The sequence below is a fragment of the Staphylococcus sp. MZ3 genome (assembly GCF_018622755.1).
In the GTDB taxonomy this organism is placed as follows: Bacteria; Bacillota; Bacilli; order Staphylococcales; family Staphylococcaceae; genus Staphylococcus; species Staphylococcus aureus.
The window spans coordinates 2,072,538-2,094,539 of the sequence record NZ_CP076026.1 but is presented as its reverse complement, the minus strand read 5'-3'; the positions used below and the strand labels follow the sequence as shown (position 1 = coordinate 2,094,539).

The following is a 22,002-nucleotide window of genomic DNA, read 5'->3' as shown; positions in this document are numbered from 1 at the left end:
GTTATTAACATGATTACGATGAACATTATTGAAACTGTTCATAGTCTTCTGTCATGTGATAGCTGACGTTTTTATATTTAAAGTTAAATGCTAAATTTTCGGGACATTATCTTTTGCTCGTTCATATATTTTTGCTGGAAATGAAGTGATTTTTAATAATTCGATGGCATTACGTGTATTTGCTTTGCCAGGCTTAATTTTGTAATCAAAATGTATGTTATTATTTTCTATTACCTCATTGAAATGATAATTTTCATAACGTTGTTTTAAGAGTTCAGCCAACTCAATATCATGTGTTGCTGCAATAACTCTAAAGTTAGATTTTTCATGTAAAAATGATAGTACTGATTCTGAAGCGGCAATTCGTTCAGTTGTGTTGGTACCTTTAAAAATTTCATCTATAAAGCAGTATATTTTTTGATTATCTGGAATTTCAACAATACGCTTAATAGATTTTAATTCAGCCATAAAATAACTATCGCCTGATAACACATCATCGGCATTTGCCATTGACGTGAACACAATTCCAGGTTGATATACAAATTTGCTTGCGGTAACTGTTTGTATAGCCGATGCAAGAATAATGTTTATTGCTATGGATTTCATAAATGTTGATTTACCCGAAGCATTAGACCCAGTTAACAGTATATTTTGTGATAGTGAGAAATCATTGGCTACTGCATCTGCTATGAGTGGATGTGTTAACTCAGAGAATACTATGCCATCATTTGAATCATCAATTTGTGGTTCAGTATAACATTCTAGCGTTCTAGGATACATTGCTAATGCATAATGATTATCTAATTCAGCTATGTAATCGAAACAATTTTTAAGCTCATTCATATGTGTTGTATAGCTTTTTTGAATTGAATGAAATAAAACATAATCAAGCATGAAAATAAGTTTAACTAGTTTAATTACCATAGCTCCGATATCTTCATCATTAACTTCAGCTAAAACACTCGTTAAATGACGTGCTGTTCTAAATTGCTTAAAATTGACTTCAGGTTGTGGAGCATGTTTAATTTTTGAGATAGTATAGCCTTGTTTTAAAACATTGGATGCATAAAAGATAGATTTTAAGTCATCCTCATATGTACGCTTTAAAGTTGCTGATAAAATGATATTAAATAGGCAACTCATAAGAAATAATAAAATACCAACTTGTGAATTAATAAATATAACTGCAAATGAGATAACTGGTAAAAACGGGCATAGAAACAATATATTTTGACGTTTTACAGGTGTGATTTGGTCTGGAAATGTTGGATAAACAGTTTTACCAATCAAAGCTAAATGATATGTTACGTTTTTTCTAAATTCAGCATTATCATTAAATAAACTAAGTAATGATTTGTTCGTAATTGAAAGCATTCCACGTAAACAGGCATATAGTTTCATTTCACCAATAGCTGTTAAATTATAATTCATCTTATGAAAGATTGCATTCATATTTAAGTCGGACCAAGTTTTATCATCAACTAATGAATGTGATTCAAATTTTTCCTTGTAGAGCTTATACTCATAGTCGAAATGTGAGTTCGGTCTGATAAAAGCTTCTAATGGAGAAATCGTTTGCCATAATGTTTCCATAGATTTTAATAGACGTTGACGACTCATGTATCGTCCAACAATTCCTATTACAGATGTAAGTAGAATAATTGCTATAACAAATATTAAAAATGTTTGATTTGTGCTCATAAGTATCTCCTTATTTATTTTTAATAATAATAAAAATATACTTCAATATTATTATTATTTCATAAAGAAAATGTCTTAACAATGAATTTTGATAAAAACAATGTCAATAGAGAACATGCGTACTTATCAACAAAGAGTGAATAACTTGTGGATAAAAGGTGTTGATAACGTCATTTATTGTGGATATCAGGTGGGAAAACAGAAAATAAATGATTGATTAGTGTTAATTTACTTGTGGATAACTAGGATAACTCTGTGGATAGCTATAATATCAGCGTTTTTATTGTGAATAAAAAAATTTAAAATTTGTAAAAAAATAACTCTAACTATAGCGATTTTACAGTTAGAGTTATGTATATTTTTATAGTTTTTGTTGTAATTCTTCCCATTTAGACATAGCGTGTTCTAATTTTTGTTCGCTATCTTGTTTTTGGATAGCTAATTCGTTTGCTTTTTGTGGATTGTTATAAACTTCTGGTTGGGTTAATTGCTCGTCTATTTGTAAGATAGTAGTCTCTAAAGTTTCTATTTCATTTTCACACTCGGATATTTGTCGTTCAAGTTTGCGTTGTTCACGTCTTTGTTCTTTTTGGTTATGATACGACGATTGTTCCATAGACTTTTCATGTGCTTGTACGTTAACTGACTGTTCTTCTTGGTGCGCTTTCAACGCTTCCGCTTCCTCAACTTTTTCAATGTAATATTGATAATCTCCTAAATACATCTTTCCGCCATCAATTGTTAAATCAAATACCTTGTTTGCTAATTGGTTAATAAAGTAACGATCATGGGAAACAAATAGTATTGTTCCTTCAAAATGTTGGAGTGCTTGCTCTAACATTTCTTTTGAATCTATATCGAGGTGGTTGGTAGGTTCATCTAAAATAAGTACATTGTCACGTTGCAACATAAGTAGTGCTAGTTGTAAACGTGCTTTTTCACCACCAGATAAATCATTAATTATCTTTTTAACATCGTCTTGTACAAATAAGAAACGACCAAGAACTGCACGAATATCTTTTTCATTCATTAACGGATATTGATCCCACACATAATCTAAAATCGTTTTACTAGATTTAAATTCTGCTTGTTTTTGATCATAATAACCAATTTGTAAATTTGCGCCGAAAGTAATATCGCCATTAAGCGCTTTTTGTTGATTAGCAATAGTTTTAATTAAGGTCGATTTTCCAATACCATTTGGCCCAATGATTGCTATATGATCGCCTTTAGAGACCTCTATACTGATAGGTTTGGTAATTGCAGTTTGATAACCGATTTCTAAATTTTTTACATGCATGACGTCATTACCTGTATTCCGGTCAAAGCCAAATTGAATATTTGCACTTTTGGCATCTAACATTGGTTTATCAATGCGTTCCATTTTTTCTAAAATCTTACGTCTACTTTTTGCCATTCCACTTGTTGAAGCACGGGTAATATTTTTCTCAACAAAAGTTTCTAATCGTTTTATTTCTGCTTGTTGACTTTCATATTCTTGCATTCGTTTTTGATAATATAAATCCCGTTGCTGTATAAATTCCTCGTAATTACCAACATAGCGTTTGACATCACCTAAAGCCACATCATAAATTTGAGTAACTATTTTATCTAAAAAGTAACGATCATGGCTGATGATGACGATTGCACCTTTAAAATAACGTAGATAATCTTCAAGCCACTTTGTCGTTTCTAAATCTAAGTGGTTAGTAGGTTCATCTAAAAGTAATAAATCAGGTTCGTTTAATAGCATTTGAGCTAAAGATAAACGTGTTTTTTGGCCACCGCTAAAATCATTGATAGGTTTATTGAAATCTTCTTCACTAAAATTTAACCCGTGAAGTACTGTTTTAATTTTACTTTCATATTGATACCCTTCTAATTGTTCAAATTGATTCGATAAAGATTCATAACGGGACATATGTGTTTTATATGTATCACTATCGTAATCATTTGCATGTTTTGATAACCAATCTGTTTCTTCTTTGATTAAGCTTTCCATTCGTTTAATATGTTCAAATGGTTTTGACATTTCTTCAAAAACTGTTGCATTAGAATTTAAAGTCATTTGTTGAGTTAAATAACCTAGTTTTAAGTTTTTAATTTTTGACACATTTCCAGAATCATAGTTTTCTACGCCAGCTATAATTTTCATCAATGTTGATTTACCGGCGCCATTTCTTCCTACGATACCAATTCGTTCACCAGTTTTTACTTCAAAATCAACATCAGTAAATATATCTTCACCATCGAACGATTTTGATATATGATTGAGTTGTAAAAGTATCATTCGATCTTCACCTTTCGTCTTTCTCAAATTTTATTAACTTATGAAAAAAGTCGTAATTATTACATTAATAACCATTTTACAGTATAAAACGCCGTCTTGAAACTAAGATATTTATTTTTAAAATTCAATAATGTATAATATTTAGGTATTCATTGTAATCAATTATTTGTTTTTTAATAATCTAACAATTACGCTCTAACTCGTTTGAATACATAGATATAATTCATTCAAACACGAAGGAGGAAATAGCGAATGAGTGACCAAGTTAAAATTCCTCGAGCAACTTTAAAACGTTTGCCGTTATATTATAGATTTGTCAGTTCATTAAAATCTAAAGGTATAGATCGTGTAAATTCAAAAGCGATTAGCGATGCGTTACAAATTGACTCGGCAACAATTCGTCGTGACTTTTCATATTTTGGCGAATTAGGTAAAAAAGGGTACGGATATAATATAGATAGTTTATTGGATTTCTTTAAATCTGAACTAAGCGAGAGTGACATGATCAAAATCGCAATTGTCGGAGTTGGGAACCTAGGGAAAGCTTTGCTCACATATAACTTTTCAATACATGACGATATGACGATTACAGAAGCGTTTGACGTAAAAGAAGATGTTATTGGCCAGAAAATAGGGAACGTTATTGTTAAAGATAACGATGAATTAATAACAACATTGAAGAAGGAAGAAATAGATGTTGTGATTCTAACTACACCAGAAAGAGTTGCACAGAAAGTTGCAGATGAACTCGTCCAAGCTGGTGTGAAAGGTATTTTAAACTTCACTCCTGGTAGAATTAATACGCCTTCAGATGTGCAAGTACATCAAATTGACTTAGGTATAGAATTACAGTCGTTATTATTCTTTATGAAAAATTACAGTGAATAAATGTGATGTTAGCTTTGAATGATTAACCTTGTTATATCTTTAATTAATTATAGAACAGTCTGGGACTAAGTATGTCTCAGGCTTTTTCTGTTATGTTTGAAAATGAAAGGAAAAACTGTTGTGTTGATAAATATAGTATAGGTTAATAAATTAACACGTAGAGATATAATGATGAATCGTAATTAATCGCCTTCCTTATATGAATATAATATAAATATCAAAAATATTGTGTATAAGGTTGAAAACAAGAAAATCATCACCTATAATACATACTAAACTTATCGGAAATGAGAGGTTAGGATTATGTGGATGATTTTTAGTGGCTTAATTGTCGGGGGACTCTTAGGTTTTGTCATGCAAAGAACAAGATTTTGTTTAACAGGTGGCTTTCGAGATATGTATGTGCAAAAGAATAATAAGATGTTCTATGCATTATTAATCGCTATTACTATTCAAAGTATAGGATTATTGATTTTGACGGCAACAGATATTTTACAAATTCCTGCACATAGTTTTCCAATATTGGGAACAATTATAGGTTCTTTTATTTTTGGAATTGGAATAGTATTGGCTGGAGGATGTGCAACAGGTACTTGGTATCGCGCTGGTGAAGGGCTAATTGGTAGTTGGATTGCATTAGTATTATATGCTGTTACTGCAGCAATCACTAAAACAGGGATTTTAAAGCAAGTAATGGATAAAATTAATCAACCAACGAATGTAAATAGTGATATGTCTCAAACAACTGGCATTCCGTTTTGGGGATTAGTCGTTATATTAACTATAATCACCATTTTTCTAGTTGTAAGAACACTCAATAATAAGAAAGTTCGAGTTGCTGTTCCAAAACTAAAGCAACGTTATACAGGTATTAGATATTACCTTTTCGAAAAACGATACCATCCATTTATTGCAGCAATTGTAATTGGACTTATCGCACTCTTAGCTTGGCCAATGAGTGCATCAACTGGAAGAAATGACGGTTTAGGTATAACAACGCCATCAGCAAATTTAGTACACTTTTTGATTACAGGTGAAACTAAATTTATTGATTGGGGTGTCTTTTTAGTTCTAGGAATTTTCATTGGTTCATATATTGCAGCTAGAGGATCAAGAGAATTTAAATGGCGATTGCCAGATAAGATTACAATACGAAACAGTGCTATTGGTGGCATATGTATGGGATTTGGTGCGTCAGTTGCTGGTGGTTGTTCTATCGGTAACGGTTTGGTTGAAACAGCAACGATGACTTGGCAAGGATGGATTGCGCTAGCATCAATGATAGTTGGTGTATGGACAATGAGTCATTTTATCTTTGTTCGTCCAATGAAAAAAGTACAACAACAATCTGCAAAGGTTAAACAGCAAACGCAAATAGTATAGAAGATTATTATGCAAATGATGTTGATCAAATAAAAGTGATTGGAAAAGGAGAAATAATTATGATACACGAATTAGGTACAGTAGGAATGGTATGTCCATTTCCGTTAATTGAAGCGCAAAAGAAAATGGCAACATTGCAATCTGGAGATGAATTAAAAATTGATTTTGATTGCACGCAAGCGACGGAAGCTATTCCAAATTGGGCAGCAGAAAATGGATATCCTGTAACAAACTATGAACAAATTGATAATGCTTCATGGACAATTACAATTCAAAAAGTTTAACGTTATCATTTTAACAATAAAATAGATGTTAGATTCTATGGCTACTTCCGCTAATTTAAAAGTGAGTAAGTAGTCTTTTTTGTTTTAGTTCATGAAATCACTTTTATATAGTGTGGCACATTTTATCCCAAAAGATGTAATAAAACTTAACGCATTTTTGCTTTTTATAAATTGTCAGATTATTATGAAAACAAGGGAGTGGTAAGTATGAATCTTAACGATACGATATTTATGTTTTTGTGTACATTATTAGTTTGGCTAATGACACCAGGATTAAGTTTATTTTATGGTGGATTAGTTCAATCTAAAAATGCGCTTAATACTGTCATGCAAAGTATGGCAGCAATTGTGCTTGTTACATTTGTATGGATAACAGTTGGTTTTACAATTAGTTTTGGGAATGGGAATTTATGGTTCGGAAATTGGGAATATACTTTTCTTAATCATGTAGGTTTTGCGACTCAAGAAGATATTAGCCCACATATTCCTTTCGCTTTGTTTATGTTATTTCAAATGATGTTTTGTACGATTGCAATTTCTATTTTATCTGGTTCAATCGCTGAGAAAATGAAGTTTATTCCTTATTTATTATTCGTAGTAATATGGACTGCTCTTGTATACAGTCCAGTAGCACATTGGGTTTGGGGCGGCGGTTGGATTAACAAACTCGGTGTATTAGATTTCGCTGGAGGTACGGTTGTTCATATTACATCAGGTGTTTCTGGTTTAGTATTAGCTATTATGATTGGAAAAGGAAACAAACATTCTGAATCAACACCACATAATCTTATCATTACGTTGATTGGCGGTATATTCGTGTGGATTGGTTGGTATGGATTTAATGTAGGTAGTGCTTTTACATTTGATAATATTGCGATGCTTGCATTTACAAATACTGTCATTTCAGCCAGTGCAGGTGCTATAGGTTGGTTAATTTTAGAATATATTTTTAAAAAGACGACAAGTTTACTTGGACTTTTACTCGGTGCATTAGCAGGATTAGTTGTCATTACTCCTGCAGCAGGATATGTAACATATCTTAGTGCAACAATAATGGCTTTAATAGGAGGTATCTGTTGTTATATTGTCATTAATTACATCAAGGTAAAACTAAAATATCATGATGCATTAGATGCATTTGGTATTCATGGTGTTGGTGGTATTATTGGTGCTGTTTTAACAGCAGTTTTCCAAAGTAAAAAAGCCAATCCTGACATTGAGAATGGCTTTATTTATACTGGTGACATACATATTATACTTGTACAAATATTATGTGTAACAACAGTTGTAATTTTTAGTATAGTCATGACGTTTATTATTGCGAAAGTAATTAAATTAATTACACCATTATCTGTTACGGAACAAGAAACGAATATAGGATTAGACAAGATTGTTCACGGTGAACATGCTTACTTTGAAGGTGAGCTAAATAGATTCAATAAACATATTCGATATTAGAATATATTTACATAGAATATTCATTGTCCTGACATTTAACTAAAGGTTGATGTTGGGACATTTTGTTATACAAAAGTTTTATTTTGAAATCTTTTTATGAAAGAAGCAGAAATATTATTTAAAGCGGTTACACATATGCTAAAATAAGGCTAAGTGTCACAAATAATGATAGGTGAATAAGTATGAAAAATATATCTGATATTGCCAAATTGGCAGGCGTTTCAAAAAGTACAGTATCTAGATTTTTAAATAATGGATCTGTCAGTAAAAAAACAAGTGAAAAATTAACAAAAATTATAGCAGAACATGACTATCAACCGAATCAATTTGCTCAAAGTTTAAGAGCGAGACAAACACACCTTATTGGTGCCATTATACCTAGAATGAATTCATATGCAGTAGATGAAACAATCAAAGGATTGGCAAAACAATGCCAAAAATATGAATCACAATTAATTTTAAATTATACAGGATTAAATATCGAAGCAGAAATACAAGCGCTTGAAACATTAGCACGCAGTAAAGTAGATGGTATTGTTTTAATGGCTACAGACATAACAGAGAGACATATTGAAGTCATTAATAAAATGAATGTACCAATCGTTATTGTTGGTCAACAACATGAACAACTTCATAGTATTGTGCATGATGATTATAAAGCAGGTCAAATTATAGGTGAATGGATTGGTCAACAGGGATATCAACAAGTTGAAGTGTTTAGCGTAAGTGAAAAAGATATTGCAGTTGGTATACATAGAAAACGTGGTTTACTTGACCAGTTAGCTAAATACCAAATTAAACCTAATATACATGAAACAAATTTTACTTATGTGGAAGCACAAAAAGATGTTGCAAATGTTTTGGAAAATGTGGAGCAAGTAGATGCGGTTGTTGGAGCAACTGATACGATTGCATTAGCTGCCTATAAATATTATTCTGATAAAAAAGATGTTATGAAACCACATCAAATATATGGTTTTGGTGGTGACCCAATGACACAATTAGTGTCTCCATCGATAAAAACAATTCATTATAATTATTTTGAAGCTGGCCAATGCGCGATGGAAGAGATACAACAGATGCTTAAAAAGCAAGATATGCCATATAGCGTCACAGTAGATGTTAATATTTAGACGCTGTATTTTTTAAATTAAATGTGGAACCGATACCATATAACTATAAATGGATAGGTTAAAAGTTAAAGAACGTAGGTAAAATTTGCTATAATAGAATATAAATTGTTAACAGCATAAATTATAAAAGGAGGACTGGGTAAATATTATGACCGAATGGACTAGAGAAGAACGTTATCAACGAATCGAGGACGTTGATACTGAGTATTTTAAAACATTAAAACAACAAGTTGATCAATCAAAATTTCGTCAACAATTTCATATACAACCAGAAACAGGCTTATTAAATGACCCCAACGGACTTATTTTTTATAAAGGGAAGTATTATGTTTCACATCAATGGTTCCCATTAGGCGCAGTACATGGCTTAAAGTATTGGTATAACTACACGAGTGATGACTTAATAAACTTTAAAGCTGAAGGGCCAATTTTAAATCCAGATACTAAATATGACAGCCATGGTGTATATAGCGGTAGCGCTTTTGAATATAACGGGCATTTATATTATATGTACACAGGAAATCATCGAGATAATCATTGGCAACGACATGCAAGTCAGATGATCGCACGACTGAAAGAAGACGGTTCAGTTGAAAAGTTTCCAAAGCCAGTAATTAGCCAGCAACCAGAAGGATATACAAGTCATTTTAGAGATCCTAAAGTTTTTAAATATGATGAGAAATATTATGCGATCATTGGCGCACAAAATAATAATCAGCAAGGTCGATTATTACTTTATAATACTGAAGATATAATTAATTGGCATTATTTAGGTGAAATAAATACAGAGTTGGATGATTTTGGATATATGTGGGAATGCCCAGATTACTTTAATGTAGATAATCAAGATGTCATACTTATTTGTCCACAAGGTATTGAACCAAAAGGCGATCAGTTCAAAAATATTTATCAAAGTGGTTATATACTTGGAAAGTTTGATATTGAAAAGTTAACATATGAACATGAAAATTTTGTCGAGCTTGATAATGGCTTTGATTTCTATGCACCTCAAACATTTTTAGATGAAAAAGGCCGACGAGTACTAATTGGATGGATGGGGTTACCGGAAATCGAATATCCTACTGATAATGAAGGATGGGCCCATTGCTTAACAATTCCTCGTGTATTAAATGTAGAAAATGGTCAACTTAAGCAACGTCCATATCCAGCGTTGGAAAAATTACGTCACAATAAAGAGACAGCATTAGGCTACGCAAATAAATTTACTCGAAAATTACATCCGTATGAAGGTAAACAGTATGAATTAATCATAGATATTTTGGATAATGATGCTACCGAAGTGTACTTTGAATTACGTACATCTAAGACTTCTTCAACATTAATTGCTTATAACAAGCGTGAAAATAAAATAACATTAGATCGCAGCGACAGTGGTTTATTGCCGACAAATGTTGAAGGTACGACGCGTAGTACGATATTAGACACGCCATTAAAGCAATTACAAATTTTTGTTGATACATCTAGTATAGAAATTTTCTGTAATGATGGAGAACGTGTTTTGACATCTCGAATTTTCCCGACAGAAGACGCACTAGGTATTAAAACATCAACAGAATCAGGGCAAGTATATTTACAATTTACTAAATATGATTTAAAGGATGAACATAAATGAGACGTCTATTTTCAATAGGAGAAGCGTTAATTGATTTTATTCCAAATGTTACAAATGCGAATTTAAAAGATGTTCAAACATTTACGAAGCAAATTGGTGGCGCGCCATGCAATGTAGCTTGTACAGTTCAAAAGTTAGGACAACAAGCGTATATGATTACACAATTAGGTAATGATGCATTTGGAGATAGCATTATTGAAACGATATCAAGTATTGGTGTAGATGTATCAAAAGTGTATCGCACGAATGAAGCCAACACTGCGTTAGCTTTTGTAAGTTTGACTGAAGCGGGCGAGCGAGATTTTTCTTTTTATCGTAAGCCCTCTGCTGATATGTTATTTGAACCAAGTTTTGTGAATGATATTGATGTGAATGAAAATGATGTGGTACATTTTTGTTCTGTTGATTTGATCGATAGTCCGATGAGAGAAGCACATTATCAATTGATTACCAAAACATTAAATTCAAATGGTACTGTCGTATTTGATCCTAATGTAAGATTGCCATTATGGGATAACGCTGAAGATTTAAGACAAACTATTCATACCTTTTTGCCATTGGCGCATATTGTAAAAGTTTCAGATGAAGAATTAGAATTTATTACAGGTATTCATGATGAAAATGAAGCCATTCAATCATTATTTACAGGTAATGTTACTGTAGTCATTTATACGAAGGGAGCAGATGGTGCTGCCGTATATTTGAAAAATGGTAATAATCATTATCATAGTGGCTATAAGGTAAAACCTGTTGATACAACTGGGGCAGGGGATGCTTTTATTGGTGCAGTTATTAGCAGGATTTTAGCAACCGATGTGTTAAATTTAACTCAGTTATTTGAAAATGAAGGTGAGGAAATTTTAGCGTTTAGCAATCGCGTTGCTGCAATAGTGACAACGAAGTATGGTGCCATTAATAGTTTGCCAACATTACAAGAGGTTGAACAAGCATTTTAAATAATTCATTTATAAAACAGTGTAGGAAACAAGTTGAATCTTGTGCTACACTGTTTTTTAAAACAAAATAAGATTCATGGGGTAGGAAATTGTAGTATTTTATTTAAGGAAACTGTCGATTTCAAATTTAGTATATTTTGTTAAAAATTGCGCCATAGGATTGTAGAGTGAAATAGAAATTGATAAATTATGTAGTAATAGGAATAGGTATACAAAGAGACGTTACATCATTTTTTAATTCACGCGTCATATTTAATTTTGTTATTAAACAATTAAAAAGCCAGCTATACAGTGCATTTGCTAGTTATCTTGTTAAAATCCAACAAGATTTACAATTGAATACGCCGTTAACTGACTTTATTATCTTATTATATTTTTTTAACGTTTCTCACCGATGCATAGCAGTGTTCTTTATTTTTAAAATAGACAATTCGCTCTTTCGAATCTATAGATTCAATATTATGGCGATTGACGACAAAGCTATTATGACATCTAAAGAAACGATCATCTAATTGACTCAGTTCTTTTAAATTACCATAAAATTCAATTTGACGGTTATCTAAATGGGCAATGAGTCTGTGAGATTTTGTTGATGATTCAAAAAACATAATATCATCATATTGAACATACACTGAATTACTGCCACGTTTTAATTCAATCGTTTCAACGCTATTATCTCTTGATAATAATTGTAAACGTGTATGTGCAGTTTCTAAACAATCTATAATTCGAGTTCTTAATTCTGCTGGATCATCTTTAAAAATAAAATCCATCGCTGCAACTTTGTAGACAAATGTTAAATAGGTAAGTTCACTGTGACTCGTAACGAAAATAATGTTACCAACTGGGTCATGCTTACGAATTTCACTGCCTAATTTGATACCATTAATATCAGTTGAAAGTTGAATATCTAAAAAGTAACAGCCTATGTCATTCATATTTTTAGCTTGCTCAAGCACCTCATAAGGATTATCAGTTGCGAGGGCAATTTCCATAGGCTTTTCTTCTATCATTATATAATTTTTAATAATGGTAACCATGTTTTCTCTTTGTTTTGGATCGTCTTCGCAAATGAAAATTTTCATACATTCACATCCTTATGGCTAGTTGTTAATAATTTCAACTTTTTGAATAAAGAAACCATTTTCGATAATTGTATCTAATAAGACATTGTCTGCATTATCAGCAATTTCTTTTAAAGTTGATAGACCTAAACCACGACCTTCACCTTTAGTAGAAAAACTTTCTTGGAACAATTCATGAATGCGTGGTATATCATCAGCGCATTTATTCATAACAATAAACGTTACTGAATTTTCACTTTCAATAAATGCAACGCGAATGATAGGGTCATCAATTTCAGTTGATGCCTCAATTGCATTATCAAGAATAATACCAATACTGCGACTTAAATCGATCATATTCAAGTTAATGCTACTTACTTCATCGGGTATTTCGATACTAATCGGAATATTCATTTCTTGTGCACGTAAAATTTTCGCAGTAATTAAGCCTTTTATCTCACGTACTTTAAGATTCTCGATACCATTTAATTTAATAGCATTCATCTGCAAATTATCTTTCATAGGTACAATATTTTTATTGAAATAAGCGCGTAGACCAATCATGTCATCTTCGCGAATGTATTCTGAAAGTGTCGTTAAGATATTGACATAATCATGACGGAACTTGCGCATTTCGTTGTTGATAGCTTCAATCTTCAATGTATATTCATAATAGGTTTCAATTTCTTCCTGGTTTCGTTTATATTTCATCTCTTTAAGGAGAAATTGAGAAATAACAAATGTTAATATACTTAAAAATATAGTGATACCAATAAAAATAAAAGAATACTGCCTTATTACTTTAGCTTCATCCGAGTTTATTTGTGAATAAAAGAAAAATAATGAAAAAGTAAGCAGTAAGATAGTCGAAATAACTATTAAAAATCCTTTGTTTAGTATTAGATATGGTGTGCTAATTTTTTTGAGAACTCTATTTATTATATATGAGAATAGTATACTAATAGTCACATAAACTACAAAAAAGCTAGGGAATATTACAAATATACTATCAGAAATCTTGGTGATATATGCATATATAACAATATACATGTAGTTAGCACAGTACAGAATAATCTGTGAAGTCATAATCAACAAAATAGAATACCATTTGATTTTGACAAAATACATTATAATAATGAATGAAGTTAAAATGATTAAGGACGCGCTATCAAACATTTTAAATAGAAATAACGATAATGTCGAAATTCCTATAATGAAAAAATAATCAAGTTTACTGTACTTAATACCACTAATTATAGCTGGTATTGTAAACATTAATATCATTTGAGTTAATACGAATAAAACAAAATTATAACTATTTAATAATTCCACCTACTATCACACTCTCTATTTAAATTATTCGTGTAATTGTGTTAATTCTTTTGGTACTTCAACTTCATCCATTATGAAGTCACAAGTACTATAAGCTGCGATGTTACCAATGTTTTTTAAAATCCCAGTAATAAAATCAAAAAATAAGTTAAATAATGTATTCATTTTAAGTCCTCCTTAATAAAGAAAATAGGTAATAATGTAATAGCTTCTATTATGATGCCTAATTGAATGAATTGGGCAAATGGCTCTTTGATGATAAGTGTGATAATGAAAAGGGTTAAACTAACAATAATCGCATAATATTTTTTTCGTTTAATAAGTCGCACAGGAATGGGCTTCTTTTTAGTTGCTGCAGGAGCATATACTGAGATTACACCTAAAGAAATAACTGTTAAAATAATCATAATTAAAAAGTTAATATGAAAATTTACTATTACTAAAGGTAAAAGTATAAATAGTATAATACTTTCTACATAACACCAAAAAGAAGAAGGTGCATGTGCACCATGTGCATGTCTTCTTATTAAATAAAATGTTAAATTCGTAATTAACGTAAACAGAAAAATGTTTAAAATATAGGCAATAGTATACATAACAATTAATTTACCTATATTTTTAGCTAAGACCTGCATCCCTAATCGTACTTGCAAAAATTGAATATGATCTAAGTTATTTCTCTTTTGAAGATACGTGGCAAACTGGTCAATTTTATTATCAAAATAATTCAATTTTACACCACTCTCCTCACTGTCATTATACGATTTAGTACAATCTTTTATCATTATATTGCCTAACTGTAGGAAATAAATACTTAACTGTTAAATGTAATTTGTATTTAATATTTTAACATAAAAAAATTTACAGTTAAGAATAAAAAACGACTAGTTAAGAAAAATTGGAAAATAAATGCTTTTAGCATGTTTTAATATAACTAGATCACAGAGATGTGATGGAAAATAGTTGATGAGTTGTTTAATTTTAAGAATTTTTATCTTAATTAAGGAAGGAGTGATTTCAATGGCACAAGATATCATTTCAACAATCGGTGACTTAGTAAAATGGATTATCGACACAGTGAACAAATTCACTAAAAAATAAGATGAATAATTAATTACTTTCATTGTAAATTTGTTATCTTCGTATAGTACTAAAAGTATGAGTTATTAAGCCATCCCAACTTAATAACCATGTAAAATTAGCAAGTGAGTAACATTTGCTAGTAGAGTTAGTTTCCTTGGACTCAGTGCTATGTATTTTTCTTAATTATCATTACAGATAATTATTTCTAGCATGTAAGCTATCGTAAACAACATCGATTTATCATTATTTGATAAATAAAATTTTTTTCATAATTAATAACATCCCCAAAAATAGATTGAAAAAATAACTGTAAAACATTCCCTTAATAATAAGTATGGTCGTGAGCCCCTCCCAAGCTCGCGGCCTTTTTTGTAATGAAGAAGGGATGAGTTAATCCTCATTATGAGACCCGCCGTTAAAATTTTTGAATAAGTCTAATGTTGGAAAAGGTCAAAAAATTAATCAATTTAATTAAGAAAATCATTCATTTGCAAAGGGCGAAATGGATTCTTACTGAGTTATCTATTATAAAAAAATAAACATAGACTTATGAAAAATCTCTCATAAATCTATGTTTAGTCATGACATGTGTTAAATATTATTTCGGGCGCTTCTTATTTATACAAATCTAATTTAATACTTTTAAATACAGGTATATTTTCGCGTTGCTGTTCTACTTCATTTAAGTTTAAATCTACAGTCAAAATATCTGCGGATTCATTTAATTCTCCAACTAAATCTCCATTTGGGTTTATAACTATCGAATGACCAGCATATTCTGTGTTACCATCGAATCCAGTGCTATTAGTTCCAATGACAAACATATTATTTTCAATTGCACGTGCCTTTAGTAATGAATGCCAATGTTGAAGACGTGACATAGGCCATTGCGCCACATAAAATGCAATTTTAGCACCACTGCGAGCAGGATATCTTAATAATTCTGGAAAACGTAAATCATAACAGATAAGTTGGGTCACATAAGTACCGTCAGACAATTGAAAGGGTTCAGCTACGTTTTCGCCAGCAGTTAAAAATTCATGCTCTCTTAACATAGGAACTAAATGAACTTTGTCGTATTCATTAATTAGCTGGCCACTTTTATTCACACTAAAAGCTGTATTAAATATTTGATTGTTTCTAATGTTAGAAACTGACCCAGCTACGATATCGACTTTATATTTTTCAGCTAAATGTTTAATAAATGAAAAACTTTGTCCTAGATTATTATCTGCTTTTTCATTTAAATGCTCTAAATCATAGCCATTATTCCACATTTCAGGTAAAACGACTACATCTACTTCAGCATTCATATTTTTTTCGAACCATTGCGTTATTTGAGCTTCATTTTTAGAACTATCTCCAAAAATAATCGGTAATTGATAAATTTGGACTTTCATAACATCACATCCTTGATAGATCTTATATATAACTTACTAAAAGTTATGTTGAAACGCAAAAAACGAGCCCAGGACATAAAATCAAAGTCCTAGGCTCTACAATGTTATATTGACAGTAGTTGATGGGGCCCCAACATAGAGAAATTGGAACACCAATTTCTACAGACAATGCAAGTTGGGGTGGGCTCTAACATAAAGAAATACTTTTTCTTTAGAAATTAGTATTTCTTATACATGAGTTTTACTCATGTATTCCTATTCTTAAGTGCACATTAGCAGCGGCTAATGTGTAAGAACTACTACATAATGAATAACTAATGATTCTTTATCATTTCTGTCCCATTCCTAACAATATATTGATTATTTTTTTATTACGAAACGATCTTCCACTGGATTAAATGTTTTTTCGCCAGCAGCTTCACGAATATCACCAAATGGCATTTGAGCAATAAGTTTCCAACTTTTAGGAATATTAAATTCATTTGAAGTCATCTCATCAACAAGTGGATTATAGTGTTGTAATGAAGCACCTATGCCTTTAGTAGCTAATGCAGTCCAAATTGCAAATTGATGCATGGCATTTGTTTGAGTTGACCATATTGCAAAATTATCATAGTAGTTTGGCATTTGTTCTTGTAAACCACTTACAACATCTTGATCTTCATAAAACAAAATTGTACCGTATGAATGTTTGAAGTTATCAATTTTTTGTTCAGTTGGCTCGAAATCACGATTCTCTCCCATGACTTCTTTTAAAATTGCTTTTGTGTTATCCCAAAATTTATTATTGTTGTCATTTAACAAGAGAACAATTCTAGTTGATTGAGAATTAAATGATGAAGGAACATGTTTAACTGCATGTGCAATCATTGATTCTAATTCGTCATCGCTAATTGATATCGAATCTTTCAAATTATATATTGAACGTCTTTCTTCCATTGCATTGTCAAAAGTCATTGCTTTTTTATCTTTTTTAAATAAGCCCATAATTATTGCTCCTTCTTTAGTAAAGAATACTTAATAGATTAAGTATAAAATTTATACTCGTACTTGTAAAGCAATATTTACGAAAATTTCAAGAATATTAATATTCATTTTCAAATTCCAAATATAAATGCATTTTCAACGCATATTTATTATACTTAGATTAATACTTACATGAAAAAGGGAGGTGTCTCGTGAAATGTCATATCATTGGTTTAAGAAAATGTTACTTTCAACAAGTATTTTAATTTTAAGTAGTAGTAGTTTAGGGCTTGCAACGTACACAGTTGAAGCAAAGGATAACTTAAATGGAGAAAAACCAACTACTAATTTGAATCATAATATAACTTCACCATCAGTAAATAGTGAAATGAATAATAATGAGACTGGGACACCTCACGAATCAAATCAAACGGGTAATGAAGGAACAGGTTCGAATAGTCGTGATGCTAATCCTGATTCGAATAATGTGAAGCCAGACTCAAACAACCAAAACCCAAGTACAGATTCAAAACCAGACCCAAATAACCAAAACCCAAGTCCGAATCCTAAACCAGATCCAGATAACCCGAAACCAAAACCGGATCCAAAACCAGACCCAGATAAACCAAAGCCAAATCCGGATCCAAAACCAGATCCAGATAACCCGAAACCAAATCCAGATCCAAAACCAGACCCAGATAAACCAAAGCCAAATCCGGATCCAAAACCAGATCCAGATAAACCAAAGCCAAATCCGAATCCAAAACCAGACCCTAATAAGCCAAATCCTAACCCGTCACCAGATCCCGATCAACATGGGGATTCCAATCATTCTGGTGGCTCGAAAAATGGGGGGACATGGAACCCAAATGCTTCAGATGGATCTAATCAAGGTCAATGGCAACCAAATGGGAATCAAGGAAACTCACAAAATCCTACTGGTAATGATTTTGTATCCCAACGATTTTTAGCCTTGGCAAATGGGGCTTACAAGTATAATCCGTATATTTTAAATCAAATTAATAAGTTGGGCAAAGATTATGGAGAAGTTACTGATGAAGACATTTATAATATTATTCGAAAACAAAATTTCAGCGGAAATGCATATTTAAATGGATTACAACAGCAATCGAATTACTTTAGATTCCAATATTTCAATCCATTGAAATCAGAAAGGTACTATCGTAATTTAGATGAACAAGTACTCGCATTAATTACTGGTGAAATTGGATCAATGCCAGATTTGAAAAAGCCCGAAGATAAGCCGGATTCAAAACAACGCTCATTTGAACCGCATGAAAAAGACGATTTTACAGTAGTTAAAAAACAAGAAGATAATAAGAAAAGTGCGTCAACTGCATATAGTAAAAGTTGGCTAGCAATTGTATGTTCTATGATGGTGGTATTTTCAATCATGCTATTCTTATTTGTAAAGCGAAATAAAAAGAAAAATAAAAACGAATCACAGCGACGATAATCCGTGTGTGATTCGTTTTTTTTATTATGGAATAAAAATGTGATATATAAAATTCGCTTGTTCCGTGGCTTTTTTCAAAGCCTCAGGATTAAGTAATTGGAATATAACGACAAATCCGTTTTGTAACATATGGATAATAATTGGAACAGCAAGCCGTTTTGTCCAAACATATGCTAATGAAAAAATGACACCCATGCCAAAATAAACTGGAATAAATTTGAAATCATTATGTGCTAATGCAAATATTAATGAACTTACTGTTGTAGCAATAATAAATGCCACGATACGATTACCTTTAATCGCATTAAATAATTCTCCAAAGATTACTTTTCTGAATACATATTCTTCTAATAAAGGACCAATAATAGATACAAAGAAGATAAATATAGGTATTTTTCGAGCAATAATAATTAGCTTTTCTGTATTAGGACTTACTTGTTGTCCACCATAAATTTGCGTTAATACAATGCTCACTACCATTTGATAAATCATTACCAATGCAAATCCAAGCAATGCCCATGGAATGATATATTTTTTAGGTTCTTTAACTTCTAATTCTAATTTTGTTGGATTTTTAATTTTTAAATTAATTAAAATAATCGTCGTGGCGGCGATTAAAAATAGAACAAGTTGTATGTAAATGACTGCTTTAGTCAGTTCTATGCCACTATATTGTACAAATGGTAATTTTTTTACAATGAGAAGCGGTAAAAATTGAGACAATATATAAATAATAACAGTTAGCAATGATGCCCATAATCTTGTCATAATTTTCCTCCAAATATTTGTTTATAATTTATTTTATCGTAAATAACTTGAAGTTACAAAACTTAATTAAAAGGTTATGACTTGAAATTTTGACCAAATTTGATTATTATAAATGTATGTTAGCACTCTTTAATGTTAAGTGCTAAACTTTAGGTTTTTTAAGGAGGAACAATCATGCTAAAACCAATTGGAAATCGTGTGATTATTGAGAAAAAAGAACAAGAACAAACAACTAAAAGTGGTATTGTTTTAACTGATAGTGCTAAAGAAAAATCAAACGAAGGCGTTATCGTTGCAGTAGGAACTGGACGTCTATTAAATGATGGTACAAGAGTGACTCCTGAAGTGAAAGAAGGGGACCGTGTCGTGTTCCAACAATATGCTGGTACAGAAGTTAAACGAGATAATGAAACATATCTGGTATTAAATGAAGAAGATATTTTAGCAGTTATTGAATAATACAGAACTTAATTCATAGATAAATTGTAAAGAACGAAAATGAAATATGACTAAACAAATGGAGGTTTATCATTTATGGTTAAACAATTGAAATTCTCTGAAGATGCACGTCAAGCAATGTTACGTGGTGTAGACCAATTAGCAAATGCAGTTAAAGTAACGATTGGTCCTAAAGGACGTAATGTTGTATTAGATAAAGAGTTTACAGCACCTTTAATTACGAACGATGGTGTAACGATTGCTAAAGAAATCGAATTAGAAGATCCATATGAAAATATGGGGGCTAAACTAGTTCAAGAAGTCGCAAATAAGACAAATGAAATTGCAGGTGACGGTACTACAACTGCAACAGTATTAGCTCAAGCAATGATTCAAGAAGGATTGAAAAATGTTACAAGTGGTGCGAACCCAGTTGGTTTACGACAAGGTATCGACAAAGCAGTTAAAGTTGCTGTTGAAGCGTTACATGAAAATTCTCAAAAAGTTGAAAATAAAAATGAAATTGCGCAAGTAGGTGCGATTTCAGCAGCAGATGAAGAAATTGGACGTTATATTTCTGAAGCTATGGAAAAAGTAGGTAACGATGGTGTCATTACAATTGAAGAATCAAATGGACTAAACACTGAACTAGAAGTGGTTGAAGGTATGCAATTTGATCGTGGTTATCAATCACCGTATATGGTTACTGATTCAGATAAAATGGTTGCTGAATTAGAACGCCCATACATTTTAGTAACAGATAAGAAAATCTCGTCTTTCCAAGATATCTTACCTTTATTAGAACAAGTGGTTCAATCTAATCGTCCAATCTTAATTGTAGCTGATGAAGTTGAAGGCGATGCATTAACAAATATCGTGCTAAACCGTATGCGTGGCACATTTACAGCTGTTGCAGTAAAAGCACCTGGTTTTGGTGATCGTAGAAAAGCGATGCTTGAAGATTTAGCTATTTTAACTGGTGCGCAAGTGATTACTGATGATTTAGGCTTAGATTTAAAAGATGCATCAATTGATATGTTAGGTACTGCAAGTAAAGTAGAAGTAACTAAAGATAATACCACTGTTGTTGATGGTGACGGTGACGAAAACAGCATTGATGCACGTGTTAGCCAATTGAAATCTCAAATTGAAGAAACTGAATCTGACTTTGATCGTGAAAAATTACAAGAGCGCTTAGCTAAATTAGCAGGTGGTGTTGCAGTTATCAAAGTAGGTGCAGCAAGTGAAACAGAGCTTAAAGAACGTAAATTACGTATTGAAGATGCATTAAATTCTACACGTGCAGCAGTTGAAGAAGGTATTGTTGCAGGTGGTGGTACTGCATTAGTAAATGTTTACCAAAAAGTAAGTGAAATTGAAGCTGAAGGTGACATTGAAACAGGTGTAAATATTGTACTTAAAGCATTAACTGCACCAGTTCGTCAAATTGCTGAAAATGCAGGATTAGAAGGTTCTGTTATTGTAGAACGTTTGAAAAACGCAGAGCCGGGTGTAGGTTTTAACGCTGCTACAAACGAGTGGGTTAATATGTTAGAAGAAGGTATCGTTGATCCAACTAAAGTAACACGCTCAGCATTACAACATGCTGCAAGTGTTGCAGCAATGTTCTTAACGACTGAAGCGGTTGTAGCATCAATTCCAGAAAAAAATAATGACCAACCTAACATGGGTGGCATGCCAGGAATGATGTAAAACTGTTTATAGTTTTGACTAACTAGAACATTCCA

At 31.6% G+C, this 22,002-nt stretch carries 21 protein-coding genes and 1 pseudogene; 12 read left to right on the top strand and 10 right to left on the bottom strand.

Annotation, left to right across the window (positions count from 1 at the left end; all coding sequences use genetic code 11):
* Positions 1-90 precede the first annotated feature (90 nt).
* Positions 91-1,701 carry a MutS family DNA mismatch repair protein gene (locus KI230_RS10240; RefSeq protein WP_045177642.1) on the bottom strand — a complete coding sequence of 537 codons (1,611 nt, stop codon included), beginning with the start codon at positions 1,699-1,701 and terminating at the stop codon, positions 91-93.
* Between the two features lie 88 nt (positions 1,702-1,789).
* Between KI230_RS10240 and KI230_RS10235 the strand changes: the two genes are divergently transcribed.
* Positions 1,790-1,918 carry a hypothetical protein gene (locus KI230_RS10235; protein WP_001790685.1) on the top strand — a complete coding sequence of 43 codons (129 nt, stop codon included), beginning with the start codon at positions 1,790-1,792 and terminating at the stop codon, positions 1,916-1,918.
* Between the two features lie 144 nt (positions 1,919-2,062).
* On the opposite strand, the gene KI230_RS10230 is transcribed toward KI230_RS10235, so the two are convergent.
* On the bottom strand, positions 2,063-3,991 hold the full coding sequence (locus KI230_RS10230; protein ID WP_000602053.1) for an ABC-F family ATP-binding cassette domain-containing protein: 1,929 nt from the start codon (positions 3,989-3,991) through the stop codon (positions 2,063-2,065).
* A gap of 252 nt (positions 3,992-4,243) precedes the next feature.
* Here KI230_RS10230 and KI230_RS10225 point away from each other — a divergent pair, with 252 nt between their 5' ends.
* The 7 genes from KI230_RS10225 to KI230_RS10195 all read left to right on the top strand — a co-directional run bounded on the left by KI230_RS10225 (position 4,244) and on the right by KI230_RS10195 (position 11,726).
* Entirely contained in the window at positions 4,244-4,879 is a 636-nt protein-coding gene (locus KI230_RS10225; protein WP_001283612.1) for a redox-sensing transcriptional repressor Rex, read from the top strand.
* A 303-nt stretch (positions 4,880-5,182) separates the two neighbouring features.
* Positions 5,183-6,262, top strand: coding sequence for a YeeE/YedE family protein (locus KI230_RS10220; protein WP_045177640.1), 1,080 nt, complete (start codon positions 5,183-5,185; stop codon positions 6,260-6,262).
* A 59-nt stretch (positions 6,263-6,321) separates the two neighbouring features.
* The gene (locus tag KI230_RS10215; RefSeq protein WP_000581077.1) at positions 6,322-6,546 is read left to right on the top strand and encodes a sulfurtransferase TusA family protein; all 225 of its coding nucleotides are present in this window, start codon (positions 6,322-6,324) and stop codon (positions 6,544-6,546) included.
* 207 nt (positions 6,547-6,753) lie between these two features.
* Positions 6,754-8,004: an ammonium transporter gene (locus KI230_RS10210; RefSeq protein WP_001052271.1), complete on the top strand. Its 1,251-nt coding sequence runs from the start codon at positions 6,754-6,756 to the stop codon at positions 8,002-8,004.
* 182 nt (positions 8,005-8,186) lie between these two features.
* A complete protein-coding gene (locus KI230_RS10205; RefSeq protein WP_000790325.1) occupies positions 8,187-9,137 on the top strand; it encodes a LacI family DNA-binding transcriptional regulator in 951 nt (316 codons plus the stop codon).
* Positions 9,138-9,285: 148 nt separating this feature from the next.
* Complete coding sequence (locus KI230_RS10200) at positions 9,286-10,770, top strand: sucrose-6-phosphate hydrolase (RefSeq protein ID WP_000141416.1); 1,485 nt, start codon at positions 9,286-9,288, stop codon at positions 10,768-10,770.
* Positions 10,767-11,726, top strand: a complete 960-nt coding sequence (locus KI230_RS10195) for a carbohydrate kinase family protein (RefSeq protein ID WP_001253310.1) — start codon at positions 10,767-10,769, stop codon at positions 11,724-11,726. Before KI230_RS10200 ends, KI230_RS10195 begins: the two co-directional genes overlap by 4 nt.
* A gap of 187 nt (positions 11,727-11,913) precedes the next feature.
* Here the strand turns inward: KI230_RS10195 and KI230_RS10190 are convergent.
* The 5 genes and pseudogenes from KI230_RS10190 to agrB all read right to left on the bottom strand — a co-directional run bounded on the left by KI230_RS10190 (position 11,914) and on the right by agrB (position 14,853).
* Positions 11,914-12,023: pseudogene (locus KI230_RS10190) on the bottom strand (hypothetical protein).
* Between the two features lie 71 nt (positions 12,024-12,094).
* A complete protein-coding gene (agrA, locus tag KI230_RS10185; protein WP_000688498.1) occupies positions 12,095-12,811 on the bottom strand; it encodes a quorum-sensing response regulator AgrA in 717 nt (238 codons plus the stop codon).
* An 18-nt stretch (positions 12,812-12,829) separates the two neighbouring features.
* Positions 12,830-14,122 carry a quorum-sensing sensor histidine kinase AgrC gene (gene agrC, locus KI230_RS10180; protein WP_001789596.1) on the bottom strand — a complete coding sequence of 431 codons (1,293 nt, stop codon included), beginning with the start codon at positions 14,120-14,122 and terminating at the stop codon, positions 12,830-12,832.
* A gap of 24 nt (positions 14,123-14,146) precedes the next feature.
* Positions 14,147-14,287 (bottom strand): cyclic lactone autoinducer peptide AIP-I precursor, encoded by a 141-nt coding sequence (gene agrD, locus KI230_RS10175; protein ID WP_001093929.1) that lies wholly within the window; start codon positions 14,285-14,287, stop codon positions 14,147-14,149.
* Positions 14,284-14,853 (bottom strand): accessory gene regulator AgrB, encoded by a 570-nt coding sequence (gene agrB / locus KI230_RS10170; protein ID WP_001105707.1) that lies wholly within the window; start codon positions 14,851-14,853, stop codon positions 14,284-14,286. Before agrB ends, agrD begins: the two co-directional genes overlap by 4 nt.
* Positions 14,854-15,142: 289 nt before the next feature.
* Between agrB and hld the strand changes: the two genes are divergently transcribed.
* Positions 15,143-15,223, top strand: a complete 81-nt coding sequence (hld, locus tag KI230_RS13905; protein ID WP_000046022.1) for a delta-hemolysin — start codon at positions 15,143-15,145, stop codon at positions 15,221-15,223.
* A 596-nt stretch (positions 15,224-15,819) separates the two neighbouring features.
* Here hld and KI230_RS10160 read toward each other — a convergent pair.
* Positions 15,820-16,605 (bottom strand): carbon-nitrogen family hydrolase, encoded by a 786-nt coding sequence (locus KI230_RS10160; RefSeq protein WP_000867940.1) that lies wholly within the window; start codon positions 16,603-16,605, stop codon positions 15,820-15,822.
* Between the two features lie 360 nt (positions 16,606-16,965).
* Positions 16,966-17,592: a nitroreductase family protein gene (locus KI230_RS10155; RefSeq protein ID WP_000522384.1), complete on the bottom strand. Its 627-nt coding sequence runs from the start codon at positions 17,590-17,592 to the stop codon at positions 16,966-16,968.
* Between the two features lie 196 nt (positions 17,593-17,788).
* Between KI230_RS10155 and KI230_RS10150 the strand changes: the two genes are divergently transcribed.
* Positions 17,789-19,048: an SdrH family protein gene (locus KI230_RS10150; protein WP_000120323.1), complete on the top strand. Its 1,260-nt coding sequence runs from the start codon at positions 17,789-17,791 to the stop codon at positions 19,046-19,048.
* 24 nt (positions 19,049-19,072) lie between these two features.
* On the opposite strand, the gene mroQ is transcribed toward KI230_RS10150, so the two are convergent.
* The gene (gene mroQ, locus KI230_RS10145; RefSeq protein WP_000197635.1) at positions 19,073-19,816 is read right to left on the bottom strand and encodes a CPBP family intramembrane glutamic endopeptidase MroQ; all 744 of its coding nucleotides are present in this window, start codon (positions 19,814-19,816) and stop codon (positions 19,073-19,075) included.
* Between the two features lie 174 nt (positions 19,817-19,990).
* Between mroQ and groES the strand changes: the two genes are divergently transcribed.
* Both groES and groL read left to right on the top strand, forming a co-directional pair.
* Positions 19,991-20,275, top strand: a complete 285-nt coding sequence (groES, locus tag KI230_RS10140) for a co-chaperone GroES (RefSeq protein ID WP_000917289.1) — start codon at positions 19,991-19,993, stop codon at positions 20,273-20,275.
* A gap of 75 nt (positions 20,276-20,350) precedes the next feature.
* Entirely contained in the window at positions 20,351-21,967 is a 1,617-nt protein-coding gene (groL, locus tag KI230_RS10135; protein ID WP_000240645.1) for a chaperonin GroEL, read from the top strand.
* Positions 21,968-22,002: the final 35 nt, after the last annotated feature.

Excerpts from the sequence above, each read along its gene's own strand:
- KI230_RS10240 (WP_045177642.1), bottom strand. The coding sequence starts at position 1,701 with ATGAGCACAAATCAAACATTTTTAATATTTGTTATAGCAATTATTCTA.
- KI230_RS10230 (WP_000602053.1), bottom strand. The coding sequence starts at position 3,991 with ATGATACTTTTACAACTCAATCATATATCAAAATCGTTCGATGGTGAA.
- KI230_RS10225 (WP_001283612.1), top strand. The coding sequence starts at position 4,244 with ATGAGTGACCAAGTTAAAATTCCTCGAGCAACTTTAAAACGTTTGCCG.
- KI230_RS10220 (WP_045177640.1), top strand. The coding sequence starts at position 5,183 with ATGTGGATGATTTTTAGTGGCTTAATTGTCGGGGGACTCTTAGGTTTT.
- KI230_RS10215 (WP_000581077.1), top strand. The coding sequence starts at position 6,322 with ATGATACACGAATTAGGTACAGTAGGAATGGTATGTCCATTTCCGTTA.
- KI230_RS10210 (WP_001052271.1), top strand. The coding sequence starts at position 6,754 with ATGAATCTTAACGATACGATATTTATGTTTTTGTGTACATTATTAGTT.
- KI230_RS10205 (WP_000790325.1), top strand. The coding sequence starts at position 8,187 with ATGAAAAATATATCTGATATTGCCAAATTGGCAGGCGTTTCAAAAAGT.
- KI230_RS10200 (WP_000141416.1), top strand. The coding sequence starts at position 9,286 with ATGACCGAATGGACTAGAGAAGAACGTTATCAACGAATCGAGGACGTT.
- KI230_RS10195 (WP_001253310.1), top strand. The coding sequence starts at position 10,767 with ATGAGACGTCTATTTTCAATAGGAGAAGCGTTAATTGATTTTATTCCA.
- agrA (WP_000688498.1), bottom strand. The coding sequence starts at position 12,811 with ATGAAAATTTTCATTTGCGAAGACGATCCAAAACAAAGAGAAAACATG.
- agrD (WP_001093929.1), bottom strand. The coding sequence starts at position 14,287 with ATGAATACATTATTTAACTTATTTTTTGATTTTATTACTGGGATTTTA.
- hld (WP_000046022.1), top strand. The coding sequence starts at position 15,143 with ATGGCACAAGATATCATTTCAACAATCGGTGACTTAGTAAAATGGATT.
- KI230_RS10160 (WP_000867940.1), bottom strand. The coding sequence starts at position 16,605 with ATGAAAGTCCAAATTTATCAATTACCGATTATTTTTGGAGATAGTTCT.
- KI230_RS10155 (WP_000522384.1), bottom strand. The coding sequence starts at position 17,592 with ATGGGCTTATTTAAAAAAGATAAAAAAGCAATGACTTTTGACAATGCA.
- KI230_RS10150 (WP_000120323.1), top strand. The coding sequence starts at position 17,789 with ATGTCATATCATTGGTTTAAGAAAATGTTACTTTCAACAAGTATTTTA.
- mroQ (WP_000197635.1), bottom strand. The coding sequence starts at position 19,816 with ATGACAAGATTATGGGCATCATTGCTAACTGTTATTATTTATATATTG.
- groES (WP_000917289.1), top strand. The coding sequence starts at position 19,991 with ATGCTAAAACCAATTGGAAATCGTGTGATTATTGAGAAAAAAGAACAA.
- groL (WP_000240645.1), top strand. The coding sequence starts at position 20,351 with ATGGTTAAACAATTGAAATTCTCTGAAGATGCACGTCAAGCAATGTTA.